The 16,697-nt window shown below is 59.2% G+C and carries 14 protein-coding genes; 8 read left to right on the forward strand and 6 right to left on the reverse strand.

What is annotated here, in order from left to right:
- Positions 1 to 453: 453 nt before the first annotated feature.
- On the reverse strand, positions 454 to 1,458 hold the full coding sequence (locus VGL70_20175; GenBank protein ID HEY3305850.1) for an ABC transporter substrate-binding protein: 1,005 nt from the start codon (positions 1,456 to 1,458) through the stop codon (positions 454 to 456).
- 132 nt (positions 1,459 to 1,590) lie between these two features.
- On the opposite strand from VGL70_20175, the gene VGL70_20180 reads away from it, so the two are divergent.
- The 3 genes from VGL70_20180 to VGL70_20190 are packed head-to-tail and all read left to right on the forward strand — an operon-like array spanning position 1,591 to position 4,407.
- Entirely contained in the window at positions 1,591 to 2,343 is a 753-nt protein-coding gene (locus VGL70_20180) for a hypothetical protein (protein HEY3305851.1), read from the forward strand.
- 55 nt (positions 2,344 to 2,398) lie between these two features.
- The gene (locus VGL70_20185) at positions 2,399 to 3,484 is read left to right on the forward strand and encodes a cupin domain-containing protein (protein ID HEY3305852.1); all 1,086 of its coding nucleotides are present in this window, start codon (positions 2,399 to 2,401) and stop codon (positions 3,482 to 3,484) included.
- Between the two features lie 11 nt (positions 3,485 to 3,495).
- Positions 3,496 to 4,407 (forward strand): dihydrodipicolinate synthase family protein, encoded by a 912-nt coding sequence (locus VGL70_20190; GenBank protein HEY3305853.1) that lies wholly within the window; start codon positions 3,496 to 3,498, stop codon positions 4,405 to 4,407.
- A 437-nt stretch (positions 4,408 to 4,844) separates the two neighbouring features.
- Here the strand turns inward: VGL70_20190 and VGL70_20195 are convergent, their stop codons facing one another.
- Positions 4,845 to 5,822 carry an ABC transporter substrate-binding protein gene (locus VGL70_20195; GenBank protein ID HEY3305854.1) on the reverse strand — a complete coding sequence of 326 codons (978 nt, stop codon included), beginning with the start codon at positions 5,820 to 5,822 and terminating at the stop codon, positions 4,845 to 4,847.
- A gap of 146 nt (positions 5,823 to 5,968) precedes the next feature.
- On the opposite strand from VGL70_20195, the gene VGL70_20200 reads away from it, so the two are divergent.
- The gene (locus VGL70_20200) at positions 5,969 to 6,913 is read left to right on the forward strand and encodes an LLM class F420-dependent oxidoreductase (protein ID HEY3305855.1); all 945 of its coding nucleotides are present in this window, start codon (positions 5,969 to 5,971) and stop codon (positions 6,911 to 6,913) included.
- A 5-nt stretch (positions 6,914 to 6,918) separates the two neighbouring features.
- Here the strand turns inward: VGL70_20200 and VGL70_20205 are convergent, their stop codons facing one another.
- Positions 6,919 to 7,815, reverse strand: a complete 897-nt coding sequence (locus tag VGL70_20205) for a LysR family transcriptional regulator (GenBank protein HEY3305856.1) — start codon at positions 7,813 to 7,815, stop codon at positions 6,919 to 6,921.
- Positions 7,816 to 8,029: 214 nt separating this feature from the next.
- Here VGL70_20205 and VGL70_20210 point away from each other — a divergent pair, with 214 nt between their 5' ends.
- Complete coding sequence (locus VGL70_20210) at positions 8,030 to 9,055, forward strand: asparaginase (GenBank protein HEY3305857.1); 1,026 nt, start codon at positions 8,030 to 8,032, stop codon at positions 9,053 to 9,055.
- A gap of 44 nt (positions 9,056 to 9,099) precedes the next feature.
- Here the strand turns inward: VGL70_20210 and VGL70_20215 are convergent, their stop codons facing one another.
- On the reverse strand, positions 9,100 to 9,633 hold the full coding sequence (locus tag VGL70_20215; GenBank protein HEY3305858.1) for a GNAT family N-acetyltransferase: 534 nt from the start codon (positions 9,631 to 9,633) through the stop codon (positions 9,100 to 9,102).
- Positions 9,634 to 9,866: 233 nt separating this feature from the next.
- Between VGL70_20215 and VGL70_20220 the strand changes: the two genes are divergently transcribed.
- From VGL70_20220 to VGL70_20230, 3 genes are all read left to right on the forward strand, one after another.
- On the forward strand, positions 9,867 to 11,609 hold the full coding sequence (locus tag VGL70_20220; GenBank protein ID HEY3305859.1) for an amidohydrolase family protein: 1,743 nt from the start codon (positions 9,867 to 9,869) through the stop codon (positions 11,607 to 11,609).
- Positions 11,610 to 11,616: 7 nt separating this feature from the next.
- Positions 11,617 to 12,513 carry an ABC transporter substrate-binding protein gene (locus VGL70_20225; protein HEY3305860.1) on the forward strand — a complete coding sequence of 299 codons (897 nt, stop codon included), beginning with the start codon at positions 11,617 to 11,619 and terminating at the stop codon, positions 12,511 to 12,513.
- A 206-nt stretch (positions 12,514 to 12,719) separates the two neighbouring features.
- Positions 12,720 to 13,616: an ABC transporter substrate-binding protein gene (locus VGL70_20230; protein ID HEY3305861.1), complete on the forward strand. Its 897-nt coding sequence runs from the start codon at positions 12,720 to 12,722 to the stop codon at positions 13,614 to 13,616.
- A 186-nt stretch (positions 13,617 to 13,802) separates the two neighbouring features.
- Here VGL70_20230 and VGL70_20235 read toward each other — a convergent pair whose 3' ends face one another.
- Together VGL70_20235 and VGL70_20240 are read right to left on the reverse strand one after the other, a co-directional pair.
- Positions 13,803 to 14,762, reverse strand: a complete 960-nt coding sequence (locus tag VGL70_20235; protein HEY3305862.1) for an ABC transporter substrate-binding protein — start codon at positions 14,760 to 14,762, stop codon at positions 13,803 to 13,805.
- Positions 14,763 to 14,817: 55 nt separating this feature from the next.
- Entirely contained in the window at positions 14,818 to 16,563 is a 1,746-nt protein-coding gene (locus VGL70_20240) for an amidohydrolase family protein (protein ID HEY3305863.1), read from the reverse strand.
- Between the last annotated feature and the right edge of the window lie 134 nt (positions 16,564 to 16,697).

Below are 16,697 nucleotides of genomic sequence, written 5' to 3' on the forward strand. Positions count from 1 at the left end.
CTCGTACCTCCCAAGGCCGAATAGTCAATTTCAGCGCGCGCGCCGCGGCGGGGAAAACCTCTTTCACGTCGAATGCATCGAACGGAGAGGCCGGATCGTAGAGAACCGCGACACGGGCAACTTTGGGAACGGCTTCTTTGAGCAGCTCCACTCAGGGAGGCGATCGAGTTTTCCCTCCGCATATCGGTACTCGAAATTAATGTTTTTTCCATCTATGTAGCCAAGCTCGCGCAGAGCCAGCCGAATTGGCTCGGAACGGATGGACTCACCGGCTGGATCGGACCCCGATAGATATCCTATCCGAGGGACCTTCTTCGCCTGCTGCGCGTGGGCGGGGACGCAAAGCGCAAAGGCATGGCACAGAGAGCAAGGCGAAAAATTTTGTTCCTCATGTGTCGGCCCTCACCCTAACCCTCTCCCAGAGGGCGAGGGAATCGGCTTTGAATCCAAAATCTAGAACCGCAATCCAAAATTCTCTGTCGCCTCATTGTCCGCCCGGTACAGCATCGACTGCGGTATCGTGACGCCGATCTGCTTCGCCGTTTTGAGGTTAATCACCAGCTCGAACTTCGTCGGCTGCTCCACCGGCAGGTCGGCGGGCTTGGCGCCTTTCAGGATCTTATCGACGTAAGTAGCGGCGCGGCGGAACAAATCCGGGAGGTTCGGTCCATAGGACACGAGGCCGCCGGCATTGACGAAATCGCTGTACGGGTACATCGCGGGCAGCCGGTTACTTGTCGCAAAGGAAATGATCCGGCTTCGGTTGGCGATGTTGTTGAACATCGGGGAGGCTATAACGAGCAGGGCGTCAGTACGCCCTTTCTTTATCGCAGAAAACGCGCCATCAAATTCGTTGGGGTCTCGCACATTCTGGGGTTGAAGTTGAACTCCGAGCGAGCGGGCCGCCAGTTTGGCCTCCGTTAAAAAGCCCGAAGTAGGTATATTCGCCGTATCGGCGAGCGCTGCCACAGACCTAAGTTTGGGCAGCGACTCCTTGAGCAACTCTAACTGTTTGCCGATAATCTCGAGGCCTGGAACCAGACTTAGCCCCGTAATGTTTCCCCCAGGTCGCGCAAGACTAGCCACTAGCCCCGACCCCAAAGGATCGGAAGCTCCCGCAAAGACAATAGGTATTGTTTGGGTCGCTTTCTTGGCCGCCAAGGCTGGCGGTGTCGATCCCGCGAAGATGACGTCAACCTCGAGCTGCACCAGCTCAGCGGCAAGCTCCGCGAGCCGATCCGGCTTCCCCTCCGCGTATCGATACTCGACGAAAATATTTTTTCCTTGCACGTACCCCAGCTCGCGCAACCCCTGGATAAAGGGTTCGTAGACCGCCGCCGTCGAGCCTGTTGATGGGATCCCAATTGTCGGGACTTTCTTCGCCTGCTGCGCCTCGGCGGGATGGAGAGAGGCGAGAATTAGAGTCGCCAGGACGAAGGCAAAGGTCTTTTTAATCATGTGCTCTTTTCGCAACCCAAAATCGCTTTACCCTTTAACCCTTCGACCCTCACCTTGAACCCTCTCCCTTCGAGGGAGAGGGAAGGGTGAGGGCGCGTTGACAAGACAGAACTCATTCGGTAGTTTCCGCTCATGGCCGACCATATCAAAATGACGCCCGAGGAAGCAAAAGCAAAAGTCGCCGCGCTCAGACAGATCGTTCTCGACACGTACGAGAAGGAGATCAAGAACCATCCGTACTTCCGGGAGCTGAGAGCCGGGACACTCGAGAAGGACCATTTGAAATTCTGGATCAAGAACTGGCACGCCTTCGCCGTCGAGGTCAACACCGGGATGGCGACGGTCTATCATCAGTTCGTCGGCTTCTTCAAAAGACATCCCGAGCTGGAAGACATGGTCGCGCAGAAGATCGGCGAAGAATTCACCACGCCGGGTCTCGGCGGCCACGCGCGCGTGCTGCTGAAACTGGGAAAGGCGTTGGGCGTGGAGCCCAAAGAGATGATCGAGGCCGAGCTGATTCCCGAAGCGCGCGGCCTGGTCGATTTCTTCGTGCGCTCCTGGATCGACGTGCCGCTGGCGGAATGTTACGCGATTCATTTGGAGGAGGAGATCTTCGGATACATCGCCCAGGATTACCGCCTCGCGCTGCCCAAGTACGGCTTGTCGAAGGAAGACATGGCCTACTTCAGGATTCACGAAGAGGCCGACCTGAGCGAGGAGCACGGCGGCACCAACCAGCGGATTCTCGAAGCGGCGCTGATGGAGGGCTACGGCCAGGAGCGCGCCGGCTGGCCGCTGGAATATTGCGCCAAGGTCGCCGTCCAGATGATGACGACTTTTTACGACGGGATTTATCGCAGGTACAAAAATATACCGCTGGGATGAGCGCGTTTTTCATCCTTCACACGTCCGCCTTCATCCTTTATACTAGAGGTGTCTTATGAAAGCGGAATCCAAAACCGAATCCCATTCTCCTCAAAACAATGCACGCGAAGCCAATCAAATAGACGAGCTGGACCGGCTGCTGGCAAAAAAGTGGCTCTCGGGAATCTGGCGCCTCAATCGCGAAGAGCGTCCGAAGGATCCCAAGACCGCCGTGCAGCCGCATCTGTGGAAGTGGGCGGATGTCTACGACAGCCTGCTTCAGGCGCGCGACCGCATCGGCATCACCCAAGGAAACGTCGAGCGGCGAACCATCCGCCTGGTAAACCCGGGATTGGAGAAGAGCGAGCTGACGACTCACACGATGCTGTTTTCCTTCCAGCTCATCCAGCCGGGAGAGATCGCGCCGGCGCATCGCCACACGATGGCCGCGATCCGCTTTATCCTGCAGGGCAAAGGCGCCTACACCACGGTCGACGGACACAAGATGGTGATGGAGGCGGGCGATCTGATTCTCACGCCGCAGTGGACCTGGCACGAGCACGCGCACGAGGGCAGCGAGCCGATGGTCTGGATCGACGGTTTGGACGTGCCGTTCGTCCAGGCGCTGCAGGTGATCTCCTTCGAGCCTTATAAGACAAATCCCCGCCTCCCGGTCACGAGCACTTCCGATGCTGCGCCCGATTACGGCATGACGCGTCCGGTGGCTTCCGGAGAGAGCGAGACTCCGCGTCCGCTGCACTACCGCTGGCGCGATACTTACCCGGCGCTGAAGCGTCTCGCGCAATCGAAACCTGACGTCTATGACGGCGTCGCGCTCGACTATATCAATCCGCTGACCAACGGCTCGACCTTGCCGACGCTCTCGCTCCGGCTCCAGACGCTTCTTCCCGCCATGCGGACGCGCGCGCACCGCCACACGAGCACGAGCATCTACCACGTTTTTCGCGGCAGCGGGACCACCGTCATCGACGGCAAGCCGTTCAACTGGGAGAAGGGCGACACGTTCGTCGTGCCGCTGTGGAACTGGCACGAGCACGCCAACCGCTCGGCCAAAGACGACGCGATTCTTTTTTCCATGCACGACGCGCCGATCCTGCAGGCGTTCGGACTCTACCGCGAAGAAGGACAGGGCGGGTTGTAAGGAGGAACACGATGGACAATCTCGCCGGCACGGTCATACCCCTTCCCACTCCTTTCGACGAGCGCGGCGAAGTGGACGAAAAAGTTTTTCGCCAGGTCATCGACTTCGAGATCGATGCCGGCGCCGACGGCGTCATGGCCTGTGGCTCTTACGGACAGGGTCCGGTGATGAGAGCGGACCAGAGACGACGCGTGGCCGAGATCGCGCGCGATCAAGTGAAGGGACGCGTGCCGGTCGTCGTTCACGTCGGCGCGCCGGATATCCAGACCGTGCTGGAACTGGCGGAACACAGCGGAGGAATCGGCGTGGACGCGCTGCTGATCGTGCCGCCATACTATTATACGGACCACAACGAATACGAAATCACCGAGCACTACAAAGCGGTGGCGAAAAAAGTTTCGCTGCCGGTCTACATCTACAACAACAAGCGCTACGCCGGCATCGACATCACGCCGGACTACGCCCGTCGTCTGGTCGAGGCCGTTCCGACGATCCGCGGGGTCAAGCTCGCCTGGGGCACGCTGCAGGAGTCGACAAGCTATATCGAGGCGCTGAAGGGACACGACTTCGGAGTTTTTCCCGGCACGCCGACGGAAACCGTCGCGGGCGTCGGCGCCGGCGTGCGCGGCACGATCGCGCCGCTGGCGAGCGTCTTTCCCGAAGTGTGCGTAGAAACCTGGCGCGCCGCGCAAACAAAAGATCAAGCGAAGGCTTTGTCGCTCCAGGACAAAGTCAAGAAAATCTACGCCGTTGTCGCCGACCTGACGAAAAAAGTCGGTCGAACGGCTTACAAAGAGCTCTACCGCATGCGCGGCATTCAGATGAAGATGTATCCGCGCTGGCCCGCGAAGCAGTTGAATGACGTGGACCGCGACGAGCTGCGCGCGAAGCTCGCCGAGGCCGGCTGGCCTCCGGAACGCTGATCCGCTCACCCATGTAAAAATCGCAGGAAGCCCTCAAGCGCGAGCCGCTCCGGGCAAGCTCGATATTTTTCTGCCTAGAGGGCCGCCTCGCCTTCCACCCCTACGGTGCTTACTCCGCTGATCAGGGCCTGCCGTGTCGCAGTACGTCTCTGCGACCTCGCCCTCCGAACTCGCACTCTCGGGCTTCTTGCCTCCACGCGGGCAGGTTTCCGCAGGGGGCGAGATTGAAAGCCGCAGGCACAGGGACGCGGAGGGTCAATGACCCGTTCGGTCCTTGGCATTCCGTGACATGTAATATCGGCGTTTGCTTCCCAGCGAATGGTTAAATGGAAATATCGAGCCACCGAAACTATTGCCTGCGGCTGGAAGGCTCGCCCCCGAGGAACCGCGGAAATGACGCTCCGCCGATGTGATCGGCGTGAAATGCATGACGCAACCTACGGCTTCCAGCCTTTGGACCTGAGCTCGTTGTTCACCTTCCGCGCAACTGCAAAATCAAAAACCCTTTCCAGCGGCGGCGGCTCTTTGACGCCCACCCTTTCGATGACGTGCTCGATCGATTTTCTCTGTAGCGCTTCGTTGATCGTCCCGTCCGGCGTCATTCCGGGCTTGAAGAGATCGTAGATCTTCGCCACCATGTCTTCCTTGAGTCTGAGAAATTTCATTAAGACCTGGACCGTCGCGGCGCGATTGTCGCGAAACGTGAGGAATCCCTTGAGCGAACCGCGAACGAAGTTTTCCGTCAGCGCTGGCTCGGACTCCAGAAGTTGGTTGGTCGTCAAAATGCTTCCCTGCAGCTCCACGAGGTCCTGCTCGACAAATGACACCAGCTCGCGAAACCCCGCGTCCTGCGCCATGAAAATGGCCGGGATCGAAAGCATGGCGGCGTCCACGGAGCCGGCCTGCAACGCGTAGAAGCGCGCGGTGCCCGAGCCCACCGGCAGGATCGCCACGTCACGTCCTCCATCGAGCCCGTGTTTTTTGAGCAGGTCGCGCAGGATCGAATCCGGACCGCTGCCGAAACTGGATATTCCGACCTTCTTTCCTTTGAGATCCCCGATCGAGCGAATCTCCGGCTTGGCAAAGAGCCAGAACATGGGACGGCTGAACGTCGTGAACAGAAACCGCATCGGCGCGCCACGCAGTATCGGCGGCAGGCTGGCGCCGCCTAGAGTGGAGAATTTCACGTTGCCGCCGATCAGCGCCTGCGTGCCCACTCCGGAAGGCATCGCGACGAGCTCGACGTCGAGTCCTTCCTCGCGGTAGTAACCTTTGTCTTTGGCAATCGCGAACGTCGCCACCGCGGGCGTCACCGCGGGAATCGCGACGTGAACTTTTCTCAGCTCCTGCGCTTCGGTGCGCGCCAAGAACGCGAAGAAGGCAAACCACAAAATCAGGCGACAAAGAATAGCCAACGCTCTTCCTTCTATGGTAGTACTCGCAGACACCGTATCCATGTAAGATTCGATGGTCAAGATGTGATGCGCGGGGCTTTCCCTCACTCCTTCCCTCTCCCAGAGGGAGAGGGAAGGGGTGAGGGTCCAAGAAGAGGTAAACCCACATGAAGTTCGGAGTTTTTTTACCCATCTCCGGCCGCGCCGCCGGGCCGGAAACTTTGATGGACGCGGCGCGCCAGGCCGAAACTCTCGGCTACGATTCCGTCTGGTGCGCGGACCGGATCATCATCCCGTGGGAAATCAAAACCCCTTACCCGTACAGCGAAGGACGAAGCTTTATCGTTCCTCCCGACCGGCCTTTCTTCGAGCCGCTCACCTGCCTGGCATTTCTGGCAGGTTGCACGGAAAATATCAGCCTCGGCATCAGCGTGCTGGTACTCCCCTACCGCCAGCCGCTTTACTGGGCGAAGATCGCAACCACGATCGATCATCTGTCGAAAGGCCGGTTGATTCTCGGCGTCGGCGTGGGCTGGATGGTCGAAGAGTTCGAGGCGCTCGGCGCCAATTTCGCCGAGCGCGGCGAGCTGTCGGATGAACAGCTCGATCTGCTCGCTGTGTTATGGAGAGATGAGCGCGCTAAATTCTCCGGCCGTCACTACCGTTTCGACGACATCGCCTTTTATCCCAAGCCGCTGCAAAAACCGCGCATCCCGATCTGGGTCGGCGGCGAAGGCGCCCGCGCGCAGCGCCGCGCCGGCGAGCACGGCGACGCCTGGTTTCCCTACTTCGTGCGCATGACGCCGGCAGAATTGGCCAGGCGCTTCGACAACGTTCGGCGCGCGGCGGAAAAGGCCGGCAGAGATCCCGATCGGATACGGCTCAACTGCTGCCTGCCGATCGACCTCGGCCGCGAGGCGCTGACGCCGGAGAAAGATCAGCTGGGCGGCTCCGCCGAGCAGGTCCGTGAAGCTTTAGAAGGTTACGAGAGAATCGGCGTGGAGCACCTCGCGCTTCAGTTCATGGTGCCGCACTATCCCGAGCGCGTCGAACAGATCGAGCGTTTCGCCCGCGAAGTCATACCGGCCTTTAAGAATTCACCGAATGGATAGACATGTCACTTCCGCTCCGCGCTTCTCAAGAATTCAATAAAAGTTCGAGTCAACAGAGAGCTTTGCCGTTTTCTGTGAACTACGAGATACATCGTCCTCTTTAACTTTAGAGCCGGCGCTTTCAGCAGCTCGAGTTTTCCCGCTTCTATATCGGAGATAACGTGGCACTTGGTGATGAATCCGATTCCGAGACCGCTGGCCACGGCGCTTTTGATCGCCTCGCCGCTCATATGGTCAGTCACTTCCATCACCGGCGTAAAAGGAATCCCGATTTCAGAAAACCTTTTTTCCACTTGCTTGCGAACGTACGATTCCGTGCCGTTGGCGATCAACGGCTGCTTCGCGATCAGGCTCAATGGCACCGAACGCTTGCCGGCAAGGGCATGCTTGGGCGGCGCGATGGCGACGATTTCCTCCTCGCGATACCTGTGCGCCTTCAATAGAGCGGAGCGAGGAGCCTGGCCCATGACGGCGACATCGAGTTCTCCCTCGAGGAGCTTCCGTTCCAGGACTTCACTCCGTTCTATCTTCAAGATGACTTCGATGCCCAGGTGCTGTTTTTTAAAGGCCTGGACGGCGACGGGAAGAAAAGAAGAAGCGGCGCTCGACGAGCCGCCGACTAAAATTTTTCCCCTCTTGAGCCCGCTCACCTCCGTCATCCTCCGCTTTGCCTCTTCCACCTTCCCCAGAATCTCCTCGGAAATTTCGAGCCATTCTTCGCCGAACGTCGTCAGACGAGACTTGACGCCGAATTTTTCGAACAGCTTCACGCCCAACTCGTGCGACAAAGAGGTCACCAGGGCGGTGACGGACGGTTGTCCGATCTGGAGCGTTTTTCCCGCTTCGGTAAAACTCCCCAGCTTCGCCACCGTCGTGAATACCTTCAACTGATGCAATGTCATCGGCAATAGCTCCCTAATGGGTAGACTACATGAGAACCTCTACGGGAAAAAGCGATTGGCTATCCCGCGTCATTTAGCGGGCGGAGAGTAACCGAAAAGCGGCGTTGCGTCAACTTAACGCCCGTTCGAATTTCCGCGATGGACATTTATTTGACATTGAGATAATAAAAAATCCCGCGCGGAACATGAAAGCGTCCGCGCGGTCTGCAATCTCTTGCGAAAGGAAAAGGAAGGAATGAGCGAGCTGCCGCGAGTCGCGCTGATCATAACCGGAGGGACGATCGATTCGGTCGGCAAGGATCGTCTGGACCTGGCCTGGTACATCGAAGCGGGAAAACGCTTGAACACCGGAGAGCTGCTGGACCAGCTCCCCGAGCTGAAGTCGATCGCCGAGGTCGAGGAGGTGCCTTTCCGCAGACTTCCGAGTCATGCCCTCGTCGATAAAGACTGGCTCGACCTCGTGCGGACCATCCATCAAATTTTCGACGGCGACAAAGCCGACGGCGTCGTCATCACCCACGGGACCAACACCATCGAAGAGACGGCGTACTTTCTAAATCTGGTTCTCAAGACCGAGAAGCCGGCGGTTGTCGTCGGCTCCATGCGCCCCGCCTCGGCGCTGAGCGCCGACGGATTCTTGAATCTCGTGAACGCGATCAAGGTCGCCGGCGATCCCAACTCGCGCGGACGCGGCGCGCTGCTGGTGATGAACGATGCGATCTACAGCGGCCGTGACGTGACCAAGAATTCGACCTACCGCGTGCAGGCGTTCCAGAGCCGTGACTTGGGACCGCTCGGCTACGCCGACGCCGACGGCAGGATCGTGTACTATCATCGGAGCGCGAAGAAACACACGGTCGAGACCGAGTTCGACGTTCGCGCGTTGCAGTCGCTGCCGCGCGTCGATGTGGTCGTCTCGTATGTCGGCGCAGACGGCAAGATGATCGAAGCGGCCGCAGCGGCGGGCGCCAAGGGAATCGTCAGCGCGGCGACCGGCGCCGGACGGCCGACGCCGGCGGAAGACGAAGCCTTCGACCGGGTCTACAAGGAAAAGGGAGTGATCATGTGCCTCTCAAGCCGCGTCGCCTCCGGGCGCGTCGTGCGAAGCCCGGGACTGGCCAAGCGCGGCTTCGTCGCCGGCGACAATCTCCAGCCCTGGAAGGCGCGCGCTCTCTTGGCGCTGGCGCTCACGAAAACTAACAACGCCGACGAGATCCAGCGCATGTTCGATACGTACTGAGACGATTGATTGACGGAACGAGGGTCGGAAATCGTTTTCGGCGACTATTTCGTTATCGCGTAGCAGTAGCAATCGCGCGGCTCGTCGCTGATCGTCGGGTGAACGGACCAGCGGCGCAAAAGCCCTTCGCGCTTCAGCCCGGCTTTCTCCATCACCCGCGCGGACGCCGGATTATCAACATCGCAGACCGCCCAGACCCGATAGATATCGTTCTCTGTTAGCGCCCACTCGACGACCGCCTTGACCGCTTCGGTCATGTAACCCTTGCGCCAAAATTTTTTCGCCAGGACATATCCCAACTCGAGTTTGTGGCCGTCGATCCTGGCGCCGACGGCTCCCAAGAGCCCCCGGTCTTCCTTCTCTAAAATCACCCATTGAAACGCCCTGCCCTCTTCCCACGCGAGATAGGACGCGCGCAAGTGCGCGCGGGTGTCCTCTACGTCACCGGTGGGTTTCCACGCGAGATACTTGGTGACCTCGGGATCGCGCGCATAGGTCGCAAAAATCGCCGCGGCGTCCTCCACGAGCGCCCGGCGCAAACACAACCGATCCGTCTGTAAGATTTCCGGTGGCCGCATAATTTAGAACCGACTCATGGTAGAGATCGGATTGAATTCTGAGGAGTCGCTAGCCCGCGTAGGTTCCGCTAAGCGCCCTTTTAAATTTTTCCATATCAAGTTAGAGGCTCGCTGTCTAATCGAGAATGGAACCAGGAGCCTGGCTTGCTCTTTGTCGGGACTTCTTTTGCCCTTGCAGTCCCGCCTTAAGCTTCAATACAATGGCGCGAACTCAATCCCCGGGAGGAGAAGCGATGAAGATCATCTATTTTTTTATCGCGGCGCTCTTGCTGTTCGACGTCCCGCAAGCATTTCCTCAAAATCAACTCACCGCCTTGCAGGTGGACCTGCTGATCGACGGATCGGGCAAAGATCCCATCCGCGACGCCGTGGTTCTCATCGAAGGCAAGCGGGTCAAGACTGTGGGCGCGAGAGGACAGGTCGAAGTGCCCAAGACCGCCAAAGTGATTCAGGTCAAGCACGGCACGGCCTATCCGGGGCTGATCGATTCTCACGCCCACTATAAAGACTGGCAAGGCGAGATTTATCTCAACCACGGCGTCACGACCGCGCTCGTCATCGGCAGCGACCGTCTCGACTGGATGGTCGCGCAGCGGGACGGCATCGCCAAGGGGAAGATCACCGGACCGAGACTCTTCGTCGCCGGACCGCATTTCAACAGTCCGCGCCCCGGCGAGCGCGAGCGATCGATTCGCGATCTTCAGGCCCAAAGGCGGGAAGAAATCTCGGTCGCCACTCCGGAGGAGGCGAGAAAAGCCGTCCAGGAGCTTCTCGCTTCAGGCGCAGACATCGTCAAGATTTACGAATACGCCACGCCCGAAGTGATTAAAGTCCTCACCGAAGAGGCCCACAAGCAGGGCAAGCCGGCCGGCGGCCACAGCGAAGATATTTTTATGTCCGTCAACAACGGCTTCGATTTCGTCGAGCACAACTACGCGGTGATCGCCTCCACGATCAAGGACCCGAAGAAAAAAGAAGAGCTGTTCAAAAGAAGGGCGGCGTTCAGAAACCGCATGACCACGGTGGAGTTTCATTACTACGCCGAGGAGGCGAACTTCGACGAGCTCGTCCGCTTCATGGTCGAGCACAAGACGACCTGGACGCCTACCATGGCCACGTTCTGGCGCTTTTATTCGCCCAAGCGGGAGCAGTTCAAAGAGTACGACATGAAGCTCCTTTCAACGCCGAATCTCAATTACATCCCGCCTTACTTCAGGGCCAACGTTCTTCACAATCACGAGGGCGTCGAGAAACTCACCGACCAGGAGCTTCTTGGCCGGATTCGTACCGGCTATGGTAAGCTGCAAGAATTTATCCGCCGCTACGTCAAAGCCGGCGGGAAGATCCGCTCCGGCTCCGATCCCAACTCCGTCCTGCCCGCGTGGGGCGTTCACGTGGAAATGCAACTGCTGACCGAAACGGGCCTCACACCGATGGAAGCGATCCTCACGGCCACGCGCAACCCCGCCGAGCTGGTCCGGCGCGAGAACGAGATCGGCGTCATCAAGCCGGGCGCCTTCGCCGACATCGTCGTCGTCGAAGGCAATCCGCTGGAAGACATCGCCAAAACGCGCAATATCAAGATGGTCTTCAAGGAAGGCGCGCCGGTGAAGCTCGGCTACACGAAGAACTACAAAAATCCCATCCCGCTCCTCGAAGGGGATCGGCCGCGGCCGGAAGTGGATAAACTCGCCCCTTCTTCCGTACGGCAGGGCTCGGGGCCGGTGAAGCTCACGGTGGAGGGCGCGAACTTCATGATCACCTCGGTCGCGATGTTCGACGGCAAACCGCTGCCGACCGAGGTGAACCTCGCGCCCAGACCCTATCCGCAGAACTTCGACCGCGCGACGAAGCTGACGGCGACGATCGATCCCAAGCTGATCCAAAAACCCGGCATGTACGCGGTCACGGTAACCGAGCCGGGGCCGGGCGGGGTGACGTCGAATCCCGTCTATCTCATTGTGAGATTTCCCTAGGAGAGGCATGGAAAAGATCCGGCTGGGCTACGACAACGCCGAAGGCCCGAAGATCATTTTGTTCCTGGCTGACGACGAGGGGCTGTACGAGAAACAAGGCCTGAATGTTTCTTTCGAGCGCGTGAGTCCGGTGAAGCTCGGGACGCCGAAGCTTCTCGGCGGCGAGCTCGACGTCCTGGTCGGCAATTCAGGTCCGATCGTCGAGGCCATCCTGCTGGAGAAAAAACCGCTTGCCGTGATCGGCAGCCTGGGACCGGCCAAGTTCGCGATTTTCACGCGCAGCGAGATAAAAAAAGCTCACGACTTGAAAGGCCGGCGCTTCGGCGTCAGCACGCCCGGCGCGAGCCAGGACAGGATCGCCCGCCGCGCGTTGAAACGGCTCGGCCTCGAGCCGGAAAAGGATCTTGAGATCGTTTACACCGGGTTCAACGACTCCTCGCACAGGCTCAAAGCCCTCGCGCGCGGCGAGGTCGATGCGGTCATCGGAGGAATGGAGCATGACCCCAATTTCCCCGACCTCGATGCTGCGGAGAAAATGCGCGTGAGAAAAATGATCGAGCTGACCGAGCTGGGAATTTACATCAGCGGCTCGGACATCGCCGCGTCGCGCGATTACATCAAAACTCACTCAGAAACCGTCAGACGGTTTTTGCGCGCGTTGAAAGAAGGTTTGAAACTGGCAAAAGGCCGGACCGATCTCGTCGAGGAAGCTTTCCGAAAACACCTGAGCGTGAATCCGGAGACGGCGAAAAGCAAAGCGGAGGAATTCCAGCGCCTGCCGCCGCCGGAAAAACCCTCGGTGGACAGGCGCGCCGTTCAAAGCAACCTCGACGAGCTGCGGGAGAAATATTCCGACTTGAAGTCCGTCGATGTCGCCGCCTGCATCGATGAGAGCCTCGTGTGACTATCCGAATTCCACAGCGATTGGATAACGCCGTCCTACCCCCTCTTAATCTCCCCCTTGCTAAGGGGGAGACAGAGAGGGGGTCTGCTTTTTCGCGTGCATTCAGCATCTTCGTCGTCGCACTATTTGTCTTAGCCACTGCCGCCGCCGGCGCGGAAATCAAGCTGGATCGCCTCACCGCCTCCTACCCTTCGGTCACCGGCAACATGGCGCCGCTCTGGGTCGCGCAAGACTTCCGCCTGTTCGAAAAACACGGCCTCGACGTCACCCTGGTCAATATCGCCTCCGGTTTCGTTTCGATCAACGCGCTGATCTCCGGCGACATTCAAATCGCCGCCGCTTCGAGCTCCTCCGCCATATCAGCGGCGCTCCGCGGCCATCCCGTGGTCATCGTGGCCACCTTGGGCCCGACGCCGTACAAGCTCGTCGCTCACCCGTCGATAACTTCCTTGCAGGAGCTGAAGGGCAGAACCGTCGGCAGCAGCCGTCCCGGCTCCGGCTCGGATTTCGCGCTGCGCAGATTTCTCGCCAAGGCGGGATTTTCTCCCGGCAAGGATGTGGCGATTTTACCCACGGGCTTGAGCGAGTCGGATAAGCGGGTCATGTCCATGTTGCAGGGAAAAATGGACGCGACGCTGGCGACGGCGGACACCATCGCCAACTTCGAATTGAAAGGACAGAAGATAAACGTTTTGGCCGATCTCCTGTCGATGGGAATTCACACCAGCGGCAGCGTGATCGCCATGAGCCGGCGCTTCCTGGAAGCCCAGCGCAGGCAGGCGAAGGCTTTTCTCATGTCGTTTTCCGAGGGCATCGCGACGGCAAAGCGCGATAAGGAGACAGCGTTTCAAATCTACCGTAAGCACCTGCGGGTGCAGGACCCGAAGCTGTTGGAAGTTATCTACCGCACCTCGGTCACGGAGCGCCTGCCGCTGAAGCCTTACCCCGAAGAAGAAGCGGTCAAGTTCGATCTCGAGCTTTTGGCCGCCACCAATGCCGATCTGCGCGAGAAGATTCTCGCCTCCAAACCTTCGCAGTTCGCCGATGCTTCGCTTTTAAAGGAGCTGGAAGCCGAAGGCTTCTTTGCTTCTCCGCTACGCTAATTGTTGCCATCACAGCATGGAAACCCGCGTAACCGCCCACATGGGGGTTTCTCGAAGGGCCGATGCGTGGGACGAGGAGGCACAAGCGTACTTCAGTTTTACTATTATAAGTCCCGTGCCGCGTAGCACAGCCGTATCGCATCGGCCCGGAGAGAGACCCACAGGCGGGCGGATGGTAGAACTCTGCTAGAAAAGTGTGGCGTCCATGTAAAGACTCGCGTCCTTGGGCGCATTGGGATATTGAGGCAGAAGCTCTTCGATGTACGCCTCGATCACTCTCGGGTCGGGCGCCGGTCTCCCTGTAACCTTGGCGTCCACGTATTCTTCGACCATCTTGTCGAGCGTCAGCGGGTTGGAAAGCTGGAGATGTTTTTCATAGGTGCGCCGGACAAGCTCGGGCCGGCTTCGCGCCAGCCGGAAAGATTCTTGCAGAGCGCGGGCGAAATTCCTGAGCGCATCGCGCTTTTTATCCAGCAAATCTCGCGACACGCTGATATCCGCGCCGCTAATGGCGATGCCGATATCGATGAGTTCGAGCAGCTTGTGAACTTTCACGACCTCCGCTCCCAACTCCGGCAACGCATCGGCCCCCGCCACGGTCGCGTCCACTTCGCCTCTGGCCAGGACTTTGAGGCGATCGAACGAATTCTGAAACCCCGTGTAGACGATCGTCACGTCCTTCGCCGGATCGAGGCCGAGCTTTCTCAGCGCCTTTTTGGTGTTGCGGTCGACGCTCGCGCCGTCGACGCTGCTGCCGATTTTTTTGCCGCGCAGCTCTTCAATCTTGGAAATCCCCGGACGGCTGAAGAACGTGACGGTATCGGGGCCGAGGTTGGCGATCACGGCGAGTTTTTTCCCCTCAGCGCCGATGGCGCGCACCACGGGCTCCGAATTCCCTAGGAAAAGATCGATCTCCCCCGCCAGCAGCTTGGGAACGCCGAGCGTGCCGGGACTCACCGGAACCAGCTTGAGCGCGATGCCATGCCGGGCAAAGATTCCCTCATCGATGCCCAGCGGCACCGGCACCTTCTGCCCTCTGAGATTCGTGTAGCCGAGCGTAAACGTCTCCGCCGCAAACGAAGCTGACGCCGTTACGAGTAATAAAAAAGTCGCTGCAAGAATGAGTCCCCGACTTCTTCTCTTCATCTTTCCTCGCGCCTCACGCCGGAGCCTGCCCTGAGCTAGTCGAAGGGCCTCTCACCTATTTGAACTTCACCATCAACGGCTGCGGGTTCGACACAGCGCCGCCCAATCCGTCGTGAACGACGTTGATGCGGTACGTCCCGGCGCGCTGGATCAGCTTGGGATCGATCGTCGCCGTGACTTCCCGGAACCGCTCGAAGTTGTCGGGAAAAGAGCCGGGCTTCGACTCAATTTTTGACGGCAGACGCTTGCCGTCGAGCGTGACGACGGCGGTGCTGAGAAAGTTCTCGCCGGTGACCTTGAGCGTGACGGGACCCGCGCCTTCTGTCACTATCTTCGGATTGATCTCGTCGATCTCCGGCGCCGGACGATCGGGGTCGGGCCGCGGCACCGGATTTTTGAAATCTTTATTGTAGCCGAGCCGGACGGCCTGGCCGTCTTTGAAAACCATTTTGATGTTCCGAGTTTTGGCGATGTCTTCGAGGGGATTTCCCTCGACGACGACGATATCGGCGAAGCTCCCTTCCCGGATGGCGCCCAATTCCTTTTCTCGATGGACCATCGCGGCGGGATTTTTTGTCGACGCCAGAATCGCCTGCATCGGCGTCAGGCCCATGTCGACCAGCAACTCCATCTCGGTGTGGATCGATTCCGCCGGGAGCACCGAATTGGGATCAGAGCCGGTGTGGATTTTTCCGCCTGCTGTGGCGAAGCGCCGGACGAAGTCCGATAGCTTTTCATAGCCCACCTGTATGCGCTTGAGAAGCTCCTGGTCTTTTATTTTTTCGATTCCGTCGAAATAATTCTCCATGTTGGCGGTGAAATACGGCGGGACGTAAACCAGGCCGGGGGTCTTGAGCAGCTTGACCTCGCGCGCGCGGAACTGCGCGCGCTTGGATGTCACTCCGCGCCAGGTGGTGGCGAGCGTCGGCCCCCAATGGATTTGCTTCCCGACCATGAAGCCGACGATCTCGTCGAAGTTCTCCGGCTCGGCGTAAAAGTGAAACTCGGGCGTGGACATGCCGCCGCGCCGGGCGGTTCTGCGCTTGTGCAGCTCCATTCTCTTGTTCCCGTCTTTGATCGAGCTCGCCACGATCGCGTGCGAATGCTCGACGAAGTTGAAGCCGTTCCCTCCCGACATGAAGATGTCGATCGAGTGGCCGCCGGCGGGAAGTCCCAGCCGGTTCGCCTCTTCGGACGCGCCTTTGATGACCTCGGGCGTGGACTCTTCGTAGATCTTGATGATGTCGGCGCCCAGCGCGTGCAGCTCGCGCACGACCTTTTTCGCCTCCTCGGCGGTGTTCACCTCGATCTCCGAGCGCCGGCGCGAGAGCACGTCTCTGACGTTTCTCGTCGCCCTTTCTCCGGGCGCCGGCGAATTGAGATGCGGCCCCGCCGCCAGGATTCTGGGGCCGACGATCTTGCCCTTGGCCGTGCCCTCTTTCTGCGCCACGATCCATTCGATCGTATCGCTGCCGATGGCGAGCGCCGTCGTCACGCCGTGGTTGAGATAAAGTTCTCCCTGCCATTCTTTGTAGTGGACATGCGAATCAATGAGCCCCGGGAACGCCGTCTTGTCGCGCGCCGAAATCACCTTGGCACCCGCGGGAATTTTGACCTCTCCCCTCTTCCCGGCCGCTTTGACCTTTTTTCCTTCGATGACGACGACGGCGTCTTTGACCGGCGCGCCGCCGCTGCCGTCGATCAAAAGGCCGACTTCGAGAACCGTCGCTTTTTCCTGCGCCCGAGCGCCGGGTACGAAAGCCACCCAGCCTGCAATCAAGATCGAAATTAAAAACCGCATGCTATTCCTCCTGCCGTCTGGCGAAGTATGCGAACTTCTAACATAGAGGAAGAGACGGTGACAAGAACGGCGGCAGCATATTGGATGCGCGCGATTAGGTGCTAGGCTTAAAGCCGGCGGAAGGACTCGCCGCA

This window comes from Candidatus Binatia bacterium, assembly GCA_036504975.1.
Classification (GTDB): Bacteria; Desulfobacterota; Binatia; order UBA9968; family UBA9968; genus JAJPJQ01.